Origin of the sequence: Kitasatospora sp. NPDC127121, assembly GCF_042677305.1 — a bacterium.
In the GTDB taxonomy this organism is placed as follows: Bacteria; Actinomycetota; Actinomycetes; order Streptomycetales; family Streptomycetaceae; genus Kitasatospora.
Window position 1 is genome coordinate 18,793 of record NZ_JBHXTQ010000017.1, and the last position, 15,099, is coordinate 33,891.

Sequence of the window (15,099 nt, forward strand, 5' to 3'; positions counted from 1 at the left end):
TATGGAACGGGGTGGGAGTGATCGGGATGCAGAGGCCGAGCCGGGTGCGTGGACGTGGGAGGCTGCCTGTTCTGGCTGTCTGTGTGGCATCGGCTCTGCCGCTGGCGGCTTCGTGCACGGTGGCGAAGGAGCCTGTTCCGGCTGTCATCGGGTCCTGGAAGGCGCCCGTTGCTTCGATTCAGTTCCTGGAGGGCGGCAAGCTCGGCGAGGTGAGTCTGCTCCCCGCCATGTGTCGTGGAGGGAAGTCTCCGACCGTGGTGAAGTTCACCGGCACCTGGAAGTACGGGACGCTTTCCGATGCTGGACCTGGCGCGGTCGCCCAATTGGTCTCCGTCGATGGCGATCTGAGGTGCGAGCGGTTCTTCCAGTACGTCAAGCGCCAAGGTGAGGAGCGGTTGGGACTGACCGATGCGGACGACGGCGGCGTGCCGTTCGCCGCGTTCCTTCGGCAGTAGGTCCGTTTCGAGAGCCGCCCCATCCGATGTGTCGGATGGGGCGGCTCTCGCGATGGAGCATGGGCGACGCGGGGTCCGGGGGCGTCAGGGGGCGTCAGGGGGGTGTCAGGAGTGGGGCGGTGATCGTTGGGATGTCGTCAAGAGTGGTCGAGGTCCGGGGTGGGGTCGGGTGAGGTGGGTGGGTGCCGAGTCCTCCGTTGCCTGATGTGCCTGGTCCCACTGGTGGTTACCGCAATGCGCCTACCGGGGTGCCGCCGTACGGCGGGCCGGCGGTGCCGCAGCTGCCGGCTCTGGACGGGACGCTGGTGGTCGACTTCGCGTTGGTGGGCAAGGCCGGGGCGGATGCGGGGCGGGCGGCCGACGGCATGGCTGCCGCCTGGACGGCGCTGAGTTCTGCGGCCCTGTCCGGCGCGGCGCCCTGGGGGGATGATCCGGCGCTCGGGCAGGGCTTCGACCAGGTCTTCGCCCAGCCGCGGGACGATCTGCTGAAGGCGGTGCAGGCGCTGCCGGACACCTTGCGCAAGCTGGCCGATGCCCTCGGCGCCACTCGCAGCACGTTCGAGAAGGCCGACGAGCATGCCACGGAACTCGCCTGGACGTTCCCGGTGCCCGGTAGCGGCGGCGCGTGATGGCGGTCGACGCCCCCAACGCCTCGCTGCCGGACGGGTTGCAGAACCTGCTGATGATCCTGGTGGGAAACAAGTGGCCCACGGGGAACGAGAGTGCGCTGCGGGCCGAGGCGGATGCCTGGACCGAGGCGGCGAAGTCGATCCGTGCCTGTGTCCTGGACCTGGCGGACGCCAAGTCCCAGCTCGACCAGGGTCTGAGCGGTGCCACCAGGGACGCGTTCGACGCCTATCTGGCCAGGCTCGCCGTCGCCGACGACGCCGCGCTGCCGCTCATCGCCCAGTGCTGCGACGCCGCCGCCGACGCGCTGCACAACCTGGCGAACCAGATCGAGACCCTGCGCATCGAGATCATCGGTGCGCTGGTGGTCCTGGCCGTTCAACTGGCCATCGACGCAGCGTTGTTCCTCTTCGGCGGGGCCGAGGCGGCGCCCGTGGAGATCGCCTTCACCAGGGCCCTGGTGTGGGCCTTCCTGCGCAAGGCGCTGATCGGTGCGGTGACCCGGGTCGCCGAGTCGGTGTTGGCCCAGGTGGGCTTCGACCTGCTGGCCCAGGTGATCGAGCTGGGCCAGGGCCACCGCACGTCGATCGACGGCGGCGAGCTGGGCACGGCCGCCGTCAACGGGGCGGTGGGCGGCGCGGTCGGTGTCGGTGCCGGGTGGCTCGGCAAGGGGCTGGGCAAGGGCTTGGGCAAGGGGCTCGGGAAGGGCTTCACCTCGCTGACCGGCAAGGAGGCCGGCGCGTTCGCCAAGGGCGCGGCCGGGCTGGTCTGGAACACCGGTTACGGGGCGCTGACCGGGATGGCCGAAGGTGCGGCGCAGGATGCGGTGTTCGGGTTGTCGGGCGACTACGTCTCCGGCGCGGCCAACGGCGCGTTCGCCGGGGCGTGGGGGTGGCGGCACGGGGTGATGAACCCCGGGAACAAGTTCTCCATCTCGCCGGGCGACCACATCGAGGGCTGGCTGAACGGCCGGCTGGAGGGCCCGCGCCCACCGCGCGGCGGTACGACGGGGGACGGCACGCCAGGGGGCGGCCCGTCGGAGATCGAGCTCGTCCCGGTCGGGGACCTGCCCCATGAGTTGCCGCCGCTGCCGCCGCAGGACACGGACCTCTCGGGCCTGTTCCACGAGATGGGCCACTTCCCGGCCCCCGTCGGCGACTTCAGGCCGACGCACGGCGGCACCTCGGTTCCGCACCGCCCGCAGCCGAGGACCGTCTCCGACATCGTCCTGGAGGAGCTCAGCCCGGGCGTGCGCCAGCCCTCCTGATGGAGGATCAGGAGGGCTGGTGTCGGTGCGGGGGGCCGGGCGGGGTGTTACCGGCTGCCTGCCGGGGCGAGGGGGGCCAGGGGGCCGGGGTAGAGGTATTCCTTCGCCGGGATCGTGGTGCCGTGGGCCCAGGCGTCGAAGAAGCCCTTGAGGTCCTTGCCGGAGACCTTGGCGGCGAGGGCCTCGAACTGGGGGAAGGAGGCGTTGCCGTAGGCGTGGTCGGCGGTCCAGCGCTTGAGGGTGGCGAAGAACGTGTCGTCTCCGACGGTGCGCCGCAGGGCGTGCATCATCAGGGAGCCCTTGAAGTAGAGGGCCGAGGCGAGTTCCTTGCCCTGCCCGGGGTCGTAGAGCTTGGTGGACCAGTACTCCGGCTTGTTCCGGTTCTCCTCGACGCCGGGGGCGTAGAAGCCGGTGTCGAGGTTGCTGCCCTGGTGTTCGTCCCACAGCTGGTTGGCGTACTGGGCGACGCATTCGGCGATGCAGCCGTCGCGCCAGTCGGTGAACGAGACGCTGTCGCCGAACCACTGGTGGGTGATCTCGTGGACCGCCGCGGAGTCCCAGAAGTAGTTGGTGTAGGTGGGCCGGCTCTGGGTCTCCAGGTCCGGCGCGCCGGTGCCCGTCTCCTTGGTCCAGCTGCGGACGATGGCGCCCGCGGAGGAGAACGGGTACGGGCCGAACTTGGAGGCCAGGAAGGCGATGATCTCGGGCTGCTGGGCCTCGGTCGCCTTGGCCATGTCGTCGATCGGCACGTCCGGGCCGTAGGCGGTGATGACCGGCGTCCCGTCGGGCAGCGCCGAGCGGTGGACGGTGAACTTGTCGATGGCGACGGTGCTGAGGTAGGTCGCCATCGGCTTGTCCTCGCGCCAGCGGAAGGTCGTCGAGCCGTCCTTGCTGGTGGTCTGGCCGGGCCGGCCGTTGCCGATGGCGGTCCAGCCGTCGGGGACGGTCGCGGCGAGCGAGAAGGTGGCCTTGTCGGACGGGTGGTCGTTGGACGGGAACCAGGAGGTCGCCGAGTGCGGCTCGCCCATCGCGTTGACGCCGCCGGACACCAGTTGGTGCCAGCCCTCGGGGTCGGGCTTGCCCGCGTACACCACCCGCACCGCGAAGGTGGCGCCGCCGGCCACCCGGCGGGCGGGCACGATGTCCAGCTTGTGCGTGCCGGAGCGGGAGAACGACTTGGCCGGGGTGCCGTTCACGGTGACGGAGGTGACCTGGAAGCCCTTGAGGTCCAGGGAGAGGCGGTCCAGCGACTGCAGGGCCCGGGCGGTGACGGTCGTGTCGCCGTTCAACTGGTCGGGGTGCGCCGGGTCGTAGGCGATCCGGACGTCGTAGTTCGCCACGTCGTAGCCGGTGTTGCCGTCCTCGGGGAAGTACGGGTCCCCGATGCCGGCCGCTCCCGCGGGGGCGGCGGTCAGGGCGACGCCGAGGGCGGTGGCGGCGGCCACCAGGGTGACGGCCTTGCGGCGGTGGCGACTCAGCGGTGTGCGCATCTGTGGCTCCTGGGGGCGGGCGGTCAGGACCGGGGGGCGGCGGAGGCGGTGGCCGGGGCGGTGGTGGCGGGAGCGGTGGGGACGGCGGGCTTGGCGGGGGCGGGCTTGGTGGTGGCGAACTGCCAGACCACGCCGATCATGGCGTTGGTGCTGGTCGCCTGCGTCGCGGGGTCGACGTTGGCGAGGTTGTCGCACGCGCTGTGGATGCAGTCCGAGACGCCGCTGCTGAAGCCGGACGACGGGATGCCCGCGTCCCCGAACGGCTGGCTGTCGGAGCTGTCCAGCGGGATGTCGAAGGTGGCCAGGCCGCGGTCGGTGAACCACTTCTCGAAGGCCTGGAAGGCTGCGGTCTCGTTGTTCTTCGCGTCCTTCACCAGCAGGTACTGCTGGAGGTTCTTGCTGCCCGCCTGGTCGAGGTTGAGGTACAGGTCGATGGCCTTGCGGTCACCGGCGGACAGGTTCTTGACGTAGTCCGCCGAACCGACCATCCCCAGCTCCTCCGCCCCCCACCAGGCGAAGCGCAGGTGCCGCTCGGGCTTCAGCTTGGCCTTGGCCACCTGGAGGGCGGTGGTCAGGACGGCCGCCGAGCCGGAGCCGTTGTCGTTGATCCCCGGGCCCATCGTGACGCTGTCCAGGTGGGCGCCGGTGAGCAGCACGTGGTCGGGGTCGCCGCCCTGCCAGTCGGCGATCAGGTTGTAGCCGTCCTTGCCGTCGTGGGAGAAGCGGCGCAGCTGCGTCTGGAAGCCGGCCCGGTCCAGCGCGTGCTTCATGTACGCCACCGACTCCGCGTACCCCTTGGTGCCGTGCGCGCGGTTGCCGCCGTTGCGGTCCGCGATCCGCTGCAGGGCCTGGAGGTGCGGCATCACCTCGGCCGCCTCGACGGTGGGCGCGGCGGGGGCGGGCCTGCGCTCGGCGGCCGTCGCCGCGACGGCGGGGACGGTGGACAGCAGCAGGGCGGCCCCGAGGACGTGGGCGGCGAGGGACACCAGACGGCGGGAGGGCATCACGCGGGAGCCTTTCGGAGGCGGGGCCGGGGGGCTTCCCCCGGCGGACTCGACCCACCCTGGTCCGTCGATGTCAGGAACTTGTCGAGAGGCTGTCGGGAACCGGTAGGGGTGCTTCCGGAGGGCGACTTACGATCATCCTCATGTGCGCACATGTCGTGGTCGCCGAGGACGATCCCAAGCAGGCCGACCTGGCCCGCCTGTACCTGGAGCGGGAAGGGCACCGCGTGGTCGTCGTCCACGACGGCCGGGCCGCGCTGGAACAGGCCCGGCGCGGCCCGGCGGACCTCCTGGTCCTCGACGTGATGATGCCCGTCATGGACGGGCTCGACGTCTGCCGCGCCCTGCGCGCCGAATCCGCCCTGCCGGTACTGATGCTGACGGCCCGCACCGCCGAGGAGGACCTGCTGCTCGGCCTCGACCTCGGCGCCGACGACTACCTCACCAAGCCGTACAGCCCGCGCGAGCTCGTCGCCCGGGTCCGGGCCCTGCTGCGCCGCGGGTCCCGGCCGCTGGCCCCGGGAGCTCCCGCGCCGCCCGCCGCGCCCACCCTGCCGCCCGCCGCCGCGCCCTCGGCGGTGCTGACCGCCGGGGCCCTCACCATCGACCCCCTGCGCCACGAGGTCACCGCCGACGGACGGCCCGTCAGCTGCACGCCCGGCGAGTTCCGGCTGCTCCAGGTGTTGGCCGCCCAGCCCGGCCGGGTCTTCACCCGGGCCCAGCTGCTGGAGCACCTGCACGGCATCGACCGGTACATCACCACCCGGACCGTCGACACCCACGTGATGAACCTGCGCCGCAAGATCGAGCCCCAACCGCGGCGCCCCACCCGCCTGCTGACGGTCTACGGCATCGGCTACAAGCTCGCGGAGGGGCCGCGCGGTGCGTCGTGACGCCCCGCCGCGCCGCAGCCTGCTGGTCCGGCTGCTCGCCCTCTCCGCCCTGGTCTCGCTCTGTTCGATCGCCGCGACGGCCTGGCTGACCGCCCGCACCACGACGGGCGCGATCAGGCAGGAGCAGCGCCAGGTCCTCGCGGACCAGGCCCGGATCTACCACGAACTGCTCGGCTACGCCGCGACCCACCCCGACTGGACGGGTGCGGAGAGCACCGTGCGGCGGCTCGCCGCCGAGACCGGGCAGCGCATCCTGCTGACCACTCCGCGCTTCGAGCCGGTCGTCGACTCCGCGGCCGCCGCACCCGGGTCACCGCCGTCGGCCGCCACCGCACTCGGGTCACCGGGCGCCACACCGTCGGCCGCCACGTCGTCGGCGCCGCCCCCGGGCGCCGCCGACCGGACGGTGCTGCCCCGGACGCCCACCACCACCGTCGACCCGCTCTCCGTCGACCTCGCCATGCTGCCCGACGCCCCGGCCGACCGGATCGACGCCCGCGCCGTGGGCCCGTTCCGGCTGACGACCGCCGAGCGCGCGGCCATGGAGGAGGCCGCGCGGGACCGGGCCGGCTGCCTGCGGTCGGAACTGGGCGTCGAGGCGACCGTCACCGACGACGCCGCCGGCCGCCCCGTGGTGAGCGTCCCCGGTGGCCGGCCGCTCGGCGTGCGCTGCGCGCCCCCGCTGGTGCTGGACGCCCCGACCCGCACCGAGAGCGCCGCCCTCGCCGACCTCACCGCGCTCGTCAACGCCTGCCTGGAGCGCCAGCAGATCCGGCCCGTGACGCTGTCCCTGGGGCTGCAGTGGGCCCCGGCCCGCGACCGGGAGCAGGAGCAGGTGATCTCCGCCTGCCTCGCCAACTCCCGCCGGCAGCAGCTCGTCCGGTACGTGGCGCCGCCCGTGCTGCTGTTCGTCGGCGCGCCCGCCGGCGCGGCGGACCAGGCCCCCGCGCTGTCCGCCCCGCACCGCGGGCGGGTCGCCGAGGTCGCCGCGCTGGTGCTGGTGGTCACCGTGGCGATCACCACGATCGTCGGCCTGCGGCTCTCCCGGCCGCTGAACGCGCTCACCCGCGCCGCCCGGCGGATGGCCGACGGGGACCTCTCCGCCCGGGTGTCCGCGACCGGCCGCGACGAGATCGCCGGACTCGCCGCCGCCTTCAACGCCATGGCGCAGCGCCGCGAGCAGCTGGAGGAACTGCGCCGGGCGATGGTCGGCGACATCGCGCACGAGCTGCGCACCCCGCTCAGCAACATCCGCGGCTGGCTGGAGGCCGTCGAGGACGGCGTCGTCACCGCCGACGGCGCCCTGACGAGTTCGCTGCTGGAGGAGGCCCTGCAACTCCAGCACCTGATCGACGACCTGCGGGACCTCGCCGACGCCGACGCCGGTGAACTGGCCCTGCACCGCGAGCCCGTGGACGTCGAGGACCTGCTGGCCCAGGTCGCCACCGCGCACGGCGCCCGGGCACAGGCGTCGGGCGTGGCCCTGGTCGTCGAGACCGCCGACGCTCCAGCCGGGTGCGAGGTGTTCGCCGACCCGGTGCGCCTGCGCCAGCTGGTGGGCAACCTGGTCGCCAACGCCGTCCGGCACACCCCGGCGGGCGGCACGGTCACCCTGCGGACCCGCCCGGAGGCCGACGCCCTGCTGATCGAGGTCGCCGACACCGGCGGCGGCATCGCCGAGGCGGACCTGCCGTTGGTGTTCGAGCGCTTCTGGCGGGCCGACAAGTCCCGCAACCGGCAGAGCGGCGGCAGCGGTCTGGGCCTCGCCATCGTCCGCAAGCTCGCCGAGCTCCACGGCGGCGGCGTCCACGCGGCCAGCAGCCCCGGCGCGGGCTCGGTGTTCACCGTGCGCCTGCCGGCTCCGGCGGCCGCCGGGTGCGGGGGCGGAGCGGGCTGATAGCTAAATCATCGACATATGTTTGCCATTGATCTATGCTCACGGTCATGGCTAACCGTCAACTACAGGAGCCGACCCGGCTCGTGCTCACCGCGCTCGCCGATGCCCCGCGGCACGGCTACGCGATCGTCCAGGAAGTCCTGGCCATCTCCGACGGCCGGACCAAGCTGCTCACCGGCACGCTCTACACCGCGCTGGACCGGCTCCTCCAGCAGGGGCTGATCCGGATCGACCACGAGGAGGTCGTCGGTGGCCGGATGCGGCGCACCTTCGCCCTCACCGAGGACGGCCGGGACGTCCTGGGCGCGGAGACGGCGCGGCTGCGGGCCGGAGTCGTCGAGGCCGAGCGCAGGCTCGCGCTCGGGCGGGGTCCGCGCCTCGGGGCGCTCCGGCTGAGCGGCGGTGCGGCATGACCGCGCAGCAGGCCGGGGCGCTGCCCGGCAGGCTCCCGCTGATCGGCATCTACCCCGCCGCCTACCGGGCCTCGCACGGTGAGGAGATCGCCGCCGTCTTCGCCGAGTCCGTCGAGGGCGCCGACCGGCGCACCGTGCTGCGCGAATGGGTCACCCTGGCCGCGCACGCCGCCCGGCTGCGGACCCGGCTCAGCTCCGGCGACCCCGCGGGCCGGGCGCTCGCCGGCGCCGCGCCGTACCTGCTGGCCGCCGGGGCGGCGCTGGCCTTCGTCCAGCTGCTGATGGGCCTCTTCATCAGGGAGCCGCACTCCGAACTGATGGGCCTGCACAGCACGGCCGCGTCCGCGGTGGGCGTGGTGCAGACCGTTCCCTGGCTCCTCGCGCTGCTCGGCGCTGGCCTCGGGCACTGGGGCGCCGCCCGCGTCCTGGTGCTGGTCGGCGTCCTCGCCCGGATCGGCGCCGCGGTCGGCTATTTCGTCCACCCGGCCGGGGTGCTCTTCCTGTCCCTCTACCAGCTGCCCCTCTGGCTCCTGCTCGGGGTGCCGCTGCTCATCGCCCCGCCCGACGGCGTCGACCAGCGCGTCCGCGCCCGGGTCGGGACGGTCGTCGCGGCGGGTGCCATCGTGCTGCCGATGAGCGCGCTCGTCCTCGCCTGGCCCTGGCGCGAGTTGGAGGACTACTCCGAGGTCATCTTCCCGCGCAGCACCCAGATGCTGCTCGACGCGTCGTCGGCCTGGCCCGCCGTGGTGATGGCGATCGCCTTCTTCGTCCACTTCGCCGCCCGCCGGCCCGACCGGCCGCGCGCCGTCGGAGTGGCGCTGGCCGCCCTCCCCTGGGCGGTCATGCTCCCCGCGCCCTACTACTGGGCGCTGCCGCGCGACCTCGCCGACCTCGGGCGCAACCTCGCGGTCGTGGTCGGTCTGCTGGCTGTCGCCGCCACCCTCGCCGCGTTCAGCCGCACCCTGGCCGCCTCCCGGAACCCGGAGCCGGTCGAGCCGGCCTGACCGCGCAGGCGGTGCCCCGAACTGACCGCCGGTGTCGGGCCGGCCGGTCCGAGGATCCCCGAGTCCCTTCTTCCGGAAGGGGCTCGGGGATCTTTCGGCGTCGGTCCTCGGCGGTCGGGCGGTCCGTCCTCGGCGATCGGCGATCGGTGCGCGGTGATCGGTGCGCGGTGGCCGGTCCTCAGCGGTCGGCGGAGAAGCCGTTGATGACGCTCAGGGCGCTCAGGGCGCCGAAGCCGCCGTCCGCGCAGACCGGTTGGAGCTGGACGTCGCCGACGATCTGGAAGAGCTTCTCGGCCGGGTCGGCGGCCGTGGGATTGCAGACGGGCTGGCCGACGCAGTGGTGGATGGCGGCCACGCCGTCGCCGGTGACGCCGGGGGAGGCGGTGGTGCAGAAGGTCACCACGCCGATCTTCGCGGGGTTCGGCCCGTCGGGGTCGCGCAGCTCCCACGTGCCGGAGGTGGTGGAGTCGGCGACGTTGCCGCCGCACTGCCCCGCGGCGGCGGCGGCGGGTGCGGCGGGCGGCGGTCCGGGATGCGCCGGCGCGGTGCGCGGGAGGGCGTACGGGGCGCGGGAGCCGCGACTGGGGAAGCGCTGTGCACCGCTTGACCGGGGGGCGCCGGGGAGGGCGAGGGGCGCCGGGGAAGGGGCGCCGGGGGCGCCCTGGGAGAGGGGCGCCGGGGAAGGCGGGCGGATCAGGTGGTCGAGCCTCTTCGGAGGTGCTGGAGGCAGTCGGCGATCTCGGCGGGGGTGGAGGGGCCGAGGGCGTCGGCGAGGCGGCCGTGGTGGAGGAAGACGACGCTGTCCGCGCACGCGGCGGCTTCCGGGTCGGTGGTGACGAGGACCGCCGTGAGGTCGAGGGCGCGGACCGCGCGGCGGAGTGAGGCGCCGATGGCGCGGGCGAGTTCGGGCGAGTCGTCGTGGCCGGGGGTGTCGACCAGCAGCAGGCGCGGGGAGCCGGCCAGCAGCCGGGCCAGCATGGCGTTGTGCTGCTGGACCCGGCCCAGTCTCCGGAGCGGCCGCCGCCAGAGCCACAGTCGGGTGACCCGACTGATCTGCCAGGCCTGGCGGCGGCCGAGTGCGGAAACGCCCGGGTCGACGAATTCACGAACCGTCACATTCGGGTGGACGGGCTCGTGTTGGCCCCAGAGTGCACCGACGGAACCCCGTCCACCGTCGGCCCAGTGGACCGTTCCGGTGGACGGGGTGGTGACGCCGGCCATGCACTCCAGGAGTGCTGTGGTGCTGGCGCGTTCGTCTCCCATGACGGCACAGAAGCGGCCTTTTCGTACGCCGAGTGAGAACTCGCGCAGGACCGCTGTGGGACCGTTCGTGCCCGGGTGGATTTTCGACACGTTTTCCAGCGTGACGGCACAGTCTGGGGCGGCTTCCCGCTCAGCTGGTCCACCTCCCATCATGAATCCGCTCCCAGGCTTCCGTAAATGATGCGTGCGGCGACAAGGCATCGTGCGTGCATGCCCAGAACCTACTCGCTCGTAATGGGTTTAGGCCATGCTGCCCGCATCCGTATGTATGGTGCACTTTCCTAGACCATCCGTGTCGGATCCAGATCGCTCCTCGGGGCGTGTTGCGGGTTCGTTACTTCGGGAATCGTCGGTATAGGGCGAATTGTCAGACGAGTGGATCCCCACGAAGAAGCGCCCCGCCCAGGGGGGTCAGGGTGTGGTGCACTTTGTTGAGCGAGCGCAGGGTGGTGATAAGGCCGGCCGCCCGCAGGACGGCGGTGTGCTGGCTCGCGGCGGCGGTGGAGATGCCCACCAGCTCGCCGACCTCGGTGGTGGTGCAGGTGGTCGTCAGCACCTGGAGGACGGCCGCCCGGGTGCGCCCCAGCAGGGCGCCCAGGGCCTGGTCGCCGTCGGGCGCCGGGTCCCACAGGTTCTCCCGGTCGCGCGGGACGGGGATCGGGTAGAGCAGCAGCAGGGGCCGGTCGCCCTGCTGTTCGACCAGGATCGGCGACCGGGAGAACAGGAACAGCGACGGTGCTATCTCCAGGCCGGTCGACTCCAGTTTGATGTCGTGCCCCGTCCCGGGGACCTCCAGCACCGGGGGGCGCCAGCGGATCGCCGGGTGCAGGGTGCTGAGCAACTGGTCGACGCCGCCGCTCATCATGATCTGGGCCCGAGCGTTCCGGTCGACTTCGAGCAGGGTCGACACCTGGTTCCAGTACGGCTCCACGGCGATCCGGTGGAATGTCTCCAGATCGCGCAGGACCCGCGGTCGGAATTCGTTCCCGGATCCGGCTGCGGAGGAATTTTCGAGAATTCGGTAGAGATCCGGGAAAGGGCGGACGGTGCGGGCGAGTTCGGCCAGCGCCCGGCCGTCCCGTTCACCCGCGACCCGGCGTCGCCAGGAATGGAAGACGGGGCCTCCGCCGCCCGTCGCGAAGGTTTCGAGGGCGCACAGCGCCTCTCTCATCGGATCCAGATGGGCGGCCGACGATACTTTGGCCAGGCTCGCCGGACTGAAGAATATGCGTCGCATTGCTGTTTTCCCCCTTGAAGTTCCGATGCTGTCGCGATCGGAGGTCATCGGTCTCAGGCCGGCATCGCTGCCGCTTCGATCACGCCCTCGGTCGCACAGTTCGGTCCGTCGGGGAGAATGGGGTAGAAGAGCGTCGGTCCGTCGGCAATGGTGTGGTCGTCCACCAGGACCGGGGAATCGGGTGCCAGGAAGTAGGACGGCGCAATGGTCAGCCCGACCTCCTCCAGTTGCACGTCCTCGTTCTGTCCGGGTATCTCCAGCGAGCAGGTGGAGAGCCGGACGGTCGGGTGAAGAGTGCTCAGCAGGCTGCGGGCGCCGCAGTCCTGGAGGATTTCCAGCCGCTTCTTCCGGTCGCTCTGAACGGTGAGGGAGATCACGTCCCAGTGCGGGGCGACCATGATGCGGTAGAAGGACTCCAGGTCCCGGAGCAGGCGCAGGTCGGCGCCGTTCCCGGAGTGCCGGGCGCGCCGGACCATGGTGTCCATGTCGGGGAACGGGCGGATGGTCCGGGCGAGTTCGACGAGCCGCTGGGTGGAGCCGAGCCGGTGGGTGGGACCCAGCCGGCGGGCCGGTCCGACGGGACGGGTTTTATGCCATCGGAGCCGGCGTTTCGCCTGGCGGTGCCGGGAAGAGAGCAGGTCCAGGGCGAAGAGTGATTCGCTGACCCAGTCCGGGGTCGGCATGATACGCGTTCTCAACAGGCTTGCCGACGTGAAGTGCAGACGTGGCACGAGTCCCCCATGAATGCCGTTGATGTAGGCGGGTCGGGAGCCGGGATCCACGGTGAGGTGGATGGTCGATCGTGCGTGACCGCAAGTTCGACATGGCCATGCCCGTTCCCGTACCGACTACGCTACGTGGCGCTTTAGGGGGGTGACAGTCGAGTCTTCGCCAGTTCGAAGGTGCAGTTCTCTGCACCTGATCCGGATAGCGGACTCGACTCGGTTCGGCCGCCCCCTGACGGGTCGTGTGACCCGTGGGGCGGGTGGGGTGAGAGAGGTCTGTGGGGCCGGAGTCGCGCCGGACGTGGGTCCGCGCTCTCGGCCTACCTGCCAAGAGCGCGGAAGTTCCTCAGGCGCGGATTCGATCTGCTCGTCAGATCGTGATAAGCACGTTGATCAGAACGCCAACGGCGACCACCGCGAGGACGACCCAGGGCCACATCGGGCGTTCCTTAGTGGGCTTCCAGCCGCTCGAATCGGGCATGACTGCTCCTGGCTTGTATTGGTACGGGGAGATTTACGGCCGGGCCCCCCGGAAGACGGGGGACCCAACGAGGGGCCCGGCCAAGGGAATCGGTGGGGGGAACTGTTAGTGCCCTGTTCACCGATTCCGGTCTGTGGTCACCGTGCGCTCGCTGGGAGCCTCAACGGTGACGCTGGTTCGGAAGCCCAGTCATCACGGGTAGTCGTGGTGGTCGAGGCAGGTCTGGCGCAGTTCCTTGATGCGGTCGTTCTGCTCACCGATGTATCCGACCACGGTGCGCACCGCACCCTTCTCGCGGATGTCGGCGTTGCGCATCTTGTCGGCGGTCGACTGGATCGCATTGCGGAGCTTGTCGTCCCCGGCCTGCTTGGCCAGCCCGTCGAGCTCGTCGGCCCGTGCCCGCATCTTCTTGCGGGCCTCCTCCACGTTGTCCGGGAACGGATCGGTGAAGGTCTTGCCGAAGATCTTCGCGCACAGCTCGATCCGGTCGGCGGCCTTGGTACTGACCTGGCAGGCGGACGTTCCGGCGCCGACCAGGAGGACGGCGGCCAGGGTCAGCACGACCGTCCTGCTCCGCCGGTGTCCGGGTTCGGCCCCGTGGCTCCTGCGCATCGGGTACATGCTTCCTCCCTGGGTCCCGTGGGATCCGATGATCTTCTGCCCGTCGTCCCGGCGTTGGTTCCGCCTTCGATGACTCCATCCTGAACCCGGGCGCCGCCGATTTCATGGGGGCTTACTTCCGATCCGAGGTGCAGTTCTCTGCACCTTTCTTCGTGCACGTGATCGCCTGTGCTGGGCGTTTTCGCACCGGCTTAAAGACGTGGTGGGCGGCGGGTGGCGCCATGGAGGCTGAGGTCCGTACGGCCGGGACGGCATGCGGTGGCCGGGGTTCCGCCCCAAGGCCGTAGTGCACGGACAGCGCAGGGGAGAGAGGGACGACGATGGGCCCAGCACGGACACTCGCGGAGAAGCTGTGGGAGCGCCACGTCGTGGCCTCCCGGCCCGGCGGACCGGACCTCCTCTACATCGACCTCCACCTCACCCACGAGGCCACCTCCCCGCAGGCCTTCGACGGGCTGCGGCTGGCCGGCCGCAGCGTCCGGCGGCCGGGACTGACCCTGGCGCTGGAGGACCACAACGTCGCCACCACGGCGACCGCGGTGCTCGACCCGGTCAGCCTGGTCCAACTGGACACGCTGCGCCGCAACTGCGCCGAACAGGGCGTCGAGCTCTACTCGGTCGGCCACCGGCGGCAGGGGATCGTGCACGTCGTCGGACCCGAACTCGGCCTGGTGCAGCCCGGCATGACGATCGTCTGCGGGGACAGCCACACCGCCACGCACGGCGCGTTCGGCGCGCTCGCCTTCGGCATCGGCACCAGCGACGTGGAGCACGTCCTGGCCACCCAGTGCCTGGAGATCGGCCGGCCGCGCACCCTGGCCGTCGAGTTCACCGGCCAACTCCCCCCGGAGGTCGGGGCGAAGGAGATGATCCTCGCGCTGATCGCCCGGATCGGGGCCAACGGGGCGCAGGGCCACCTCATCGAGTACCGGGGCGACGCGGTGCGCGGGCTCTCCATGGAGGCCCGGATGACGCTCTGCAACATGAGCATCGAGGCCGGCGCCCGGGCCGGGATCGTCGCACCCGACGAGACCACCCTGGAGTACCTGCGCGGCCGTCCGCACGCCCCCGCCGGGGCGGACTGGGACGCCGCCGTCGCCGACTGGTCGACCCTGGCCACCGACCCCGGCGCCGTGTTCGACCGGACGGTGGTGCTCGACGTGGGCGGGCTCACCCCGCTCGTCACCTGGGGCACCAACCCCGCCCAGACCGTGCCGCTCGCCGCCGCCGTGCCCGACCCGCAGACCTTCGCCGACCCGCTCGAACGCGCCTCCGCGCAGAAGGCGTTGGCCTACATGGGCCTGCGGCCCGGAACCTCGATGCGGGACCTCGCGATCGACGTCGTCTTCGTCGGCTCCTGCACCAACGGCCGGATCGAGGACCTCCGCTCCGCGGCCGGGGTGCTGCGCGGGCGCACCGTCGCCGCCGGCACCCGGATGCTGGTCGTCCCCGGCTCGATGCAGGTGCGGGCCGAGGCCGAGGCGGAGGGGCTGCACGAGGTCTTCGCGGCCGCCGGCGCCGAGTGGCGGCTGCCCGGCTGCTCGATGTGCCTGGGGATGAACACCGACCGTCTTGAGGGTGTCGAGCGCTGCGCCTCCACCTCGAACCGTAACTTCGAAGGCCGCCAAGGGGCGCGGGCCCGCACCCACCTGGTGTCGCCCGCGGTCGCCGCCGCGACGGCGGTGGCCGGGCGGCTCGCGGCCCCGGCCGACCTGGCCTGAC

At 72.0% G+C, this 15,099-nt stretch carries 15 protein-coding genes; 8 read left to right on the forward strand and 7 right to left on the reverse strand.

Annotated elements, in window-relative coordinates; all coding sequences use genetic code 11:
* Positions 1–254 precede the first annotated feature (254 nt).
* From ACFVHI_RS11925 to ACFVHI_RS11935, 3 genes are all read left to right on the forward strand, one after another.
* The gene (locus ACFVHI_RS11925; RefSeq protein WP_380338197.1) at positions 255–455 is read left to right on the forward strand and encodes a hypothetical protein; all 201 of its coding nucleotides are present in this window, start codon (positions 255–257) and stop codon (positions 453–455) included.
* Between the two features lie 272 nt (positions 456–727).
* The gene (locus ACFVHI_RS11930; RefSeq protein ID WP_159398533.1) at positions 728–1,084 is read left to right on the forward strand and encodes a type VII secretion target; all 357 of its coding nucleotides are present in this window, start codon (positions 728–730) and stop codon (positions 1,082–1,084) included.
* On the forward strand, positions 1,084–2,349 hold the full coding sequence (locus tag ACFVHI_RS11935; RefSeq protein ID WP_380338199.1) for a hypothetical protein: 1,266 nt from the start codon (positions 1,084–1,086) through the stop codon (positions 2,347–2,349). Before ACFVHI_RS11930 ends, ACFVHI_RS11935 begins: the two co-directional genes overlap by 1 nt.
* Positions 2,350–2,396: 47 nt before the next feature.
* Here the strand turns inward: ACFVHI_RS11935 and ACFVHI_RS11940 are convergent, their stop codons facing one another.
* The gene (locus ACFVHI_RS11940; RefSeq protein WP_380338201.1) at positions 2,397–3,839 is read right to left on the reverse strand and encodes a M1 family metallopeptidase; all 1,443 of its coding nucleotides are present in this window, start codon (positions 3,837–3,839) and stop codon (positions 2,397–2,399) included.
* Positions 3,840–3,862: 23 nt separating this feature from the next.
* Positions 3,863–4,843, reverse strand: a complete 981-nt coding sequence (locus tag ACFVHI_RS11945; RefSeq protein WP_380338203.1) for a M20/M25/M40 family metallo-hydrolase — start codon at positions 4,841–4,843, stop codon at positions 3,863–3,865.
* A 143-nt stretch (positions 4,844–4,986) separates the two neighbouring features.
* On the opposite strand from ACFVHI_RS11945, the gene ACFVHI_RS11950 reads away from it, so the two are divergent.
* The 4 genes from ACFVHI_RS11950 to ACFVHI_RS11965 are packed head-to-tail and all read left to right on the forward strand — an operon-like array spanning position 4,987 to position 9,050.
* Positions 4,987–5,736: a response regulator transcription factor gene (locus tag ACFVHI_RS11950; protein ID WP_380338206.1), complete on the forward strand. Its 750-nt coding sequence runs from the start codon at positions 4,987–4,989 to the stop codon at positions 5,734–5,736.
* Complete coding sequence (locus tag ACFVHI_RS11955) at positions 5,726–7,633, forward strand: ATP-binding protein (protein ID WP_380338209.1); 1,908 nt, start codon at positions 5,726–5,728, stop codon at positions 7,631–7,633. Before ACFVHI_RS11950 ends, ACFVHI_RS11955 begins: the two co-directional genes overlap by 11 nt.
* A gap of 47 nt (positions 7,634–7,680) precedes the next feature.
* On the forward strand, positions 7,681–8,046 hold the full coding sequence (locus tag ACFVHI_RS11960; RefSeq protein ID WP_063351477.1) for a PadR family transcriptional regulator: 366 nt from the start codon (positions 7,681–7,683) through the stop codon (positions 8,044–8,046).
* Positions 8,043–9,050, forward strand: a complete 1,008-nt coding sequence (locus tag ACFVHI_RS11965; protein ID WP_380338212.1) for a hypothetical protein — start codon at positions 8,043–8,045, stop codon at positions 9,048–9,050. The genes ACFVHI_RS11960 and ACFVHI_RS11965 overlap by 4 nt, the downstream gene beginning before the upstream one ends.
* A gap of 178 nt (positions 9,051–9,228) precedes the next feature.
* On the opposite strand, the gene ACFVHI_RS11970 is transcribed toward ACFVHI_RS11965, so the two are convergent.
* The 5 genes from ACFVHI_RS11970 to ACFVHI_RS11990 all read right to left on the reverse strand — a co-directional run bounded on the left by ACFVHI_RS11970 (position 9,229) and on the right by ACFVHI_RS11990 (position 13,368).
* The gene (locus ACFVHI_RS11970; protein ID WP_380338215.1) at positions 9,229–9,450 is read right to left on the reverse strand and encodes a hypothetical protein; all 222 of its coding nucleotides are present in this window, start codon (positions 9,448–9,450) and stop codon (positions 9,229–9,231) included.
* A gap of 293 nt (positions 9,451–9,743) precedes the next feature.
* Positions 9,744–10,514 (reverse strand): ATP-binding cassette domain-containing protein, encoded by a 771-nt coding sequence (locus tag ACFVHI_RS11975; RefSeq protein WP_107452943.1) that lies wholly within the window; start codon positions 10,512–10,514, stop codon positions 9,744–9,746.
* Positions 10,515–10,680: 166 nt separating this feature from the next.
* The gene (locus ACFVHI_RS11980) at positions 10,681–11,484 is read right to left on the reverse strand and encodes a winged helix-turn-helix domain-containing protein (RefSeq protein WP_363375505.1); all 804 of its coding nucleotides are present in this window, start codon (positions 11,482–11,484) and stop codon (positions 10,681–10,683) included.
* A gap of 119 nt (positions 11,485–11,603) precedes the next feature.
* Positions 11,604–12,233 carry a hypothetical protein gene (locus ACFVHI_RS11985; protein WP_063349701.1) on the reverse strand — a complete coding sequence of 210 codons (630 nt, stop codon included), beginning with the start codon at positions 12,231–12,233 and terminating at the stop codon, positions 11,604–11,606.
* 715 nt (positions 12,234–12,948) lie between these two features.
* On the reverse strand, positions 12,949–13,368 hold the full coding sequence (locus ACFVHI_RS11990) for a hypothetical protein (protein WP_159398537.1): 420 nt from the start codon (positions 13,366–13,368) through the stop codon (positions 12,949–12,951).
* A 329-nt stretch (positions 13,369–13,697) separates the two neighbouring features.
* On the opposite strand from ACFVHI_RS11990, the gene leuC reads away from it, so the two are divergent.
* Positions 13,698–15,098, forward strand: coding sequence for a 3-isopropylmalate dehydratase large subunit (gene leuC / locus ACFVHI_RS11995; RefSeq protein ID WP_380338220.1), 1,401 nt, complete (start codon positions 13,698–13,700; stop codon positions 15,096–15,098).
* Position 15,099: the final 1 nt, after the last annotated feature.

What these genes read in the sequence shown, in the direction of transcription:
- ACFVHI_RS11935 (WP_380338199.1), top strand. Translation starts at nt 1,084, where the DNA reads ATGGCGGTCGACGCCCCCAACGCCTCGCTGCCGGACGGGTTGCAGAAC.
- ACFVHI_RS11940 (WP_380338201.1), bottom strand. Translation starts at nt 3,839, where the DNA reads ATGCGCACACCGCTGAGTCGCCACCGCCGCAAGGCCGTCACCCTGGTG.
- ACFVHI_RS11945 (WP_380338203.1), bottom strand. Translation starts at nt 4,843, where the DNA reads ATGCCCTCCCGCCGTCTGGTGTCCCTCGCCGCCCACGTCCTCGGGGCC.
- ACFVHI_RS11950 (WP_380338206.1), top strand. Translation starts at nt 4,987, where the DNA reads ATGTGCGCACATGTCGTGGTCGCCGAGGACGATCCCAAGCAGGCCGAC.
- ACFVHI_RS11960 (WP_063351477.1), top strand. Translation starts at nt 7,681, where the DNA reads ATGGCTAACCGTCAACTACAGGAGCCGACCCGGCTCGTGCTCACCGCG.
- ACFVHI_RS11965 (WP_380338212.1), top strand. Translation starts at nt 8,043, where the DNA reads ATGACCGCGCAGCAGGCCGGGGCGCTGCCCGGCAGGCTCCCGCTGATC.
- ACFVHI_RS11975 (WP_107452943.1), bottom strand. Translation starts at nt 10,514, where the DNA reads ATGCCTTGTCGCCGCACGCATCATTTACGGAAGCCTGGGAGCGGATTC.
- ACFVHI_RS11980 (WP_363375505.1), bottom strand. Translation starts at nt 11,484, where the DNA reads ATGAGAGAGGCGCTGTGCGCCCTCGAAACCTTCGCGACGGGCGGCGGA.
- ACFVHI_RS11985 (WP_063349701.1), bottom strand. Translation starts at nt 12,233, where the DNA reads ATGCCGACCCCGGACTGGGTCAGCGAATCACTCTTCGCCCTGGACCTG.
- ACFVHI_RS11990 (WP_159398537.1), bottom strand. Translation starts at nt 13,368, where the DNA reads ATGCGCAGGAGCCACGGGGCCGAACCCGGACACCGGCGGAGCAGGACG.
- leuC (WP_380338220.1), top strand. Translation starts at nt 13,698, where the DNA reads ATGGGCCCAGCACGGACACTCGCGGAGAAGCTGTGGGAGCGCCACGTC.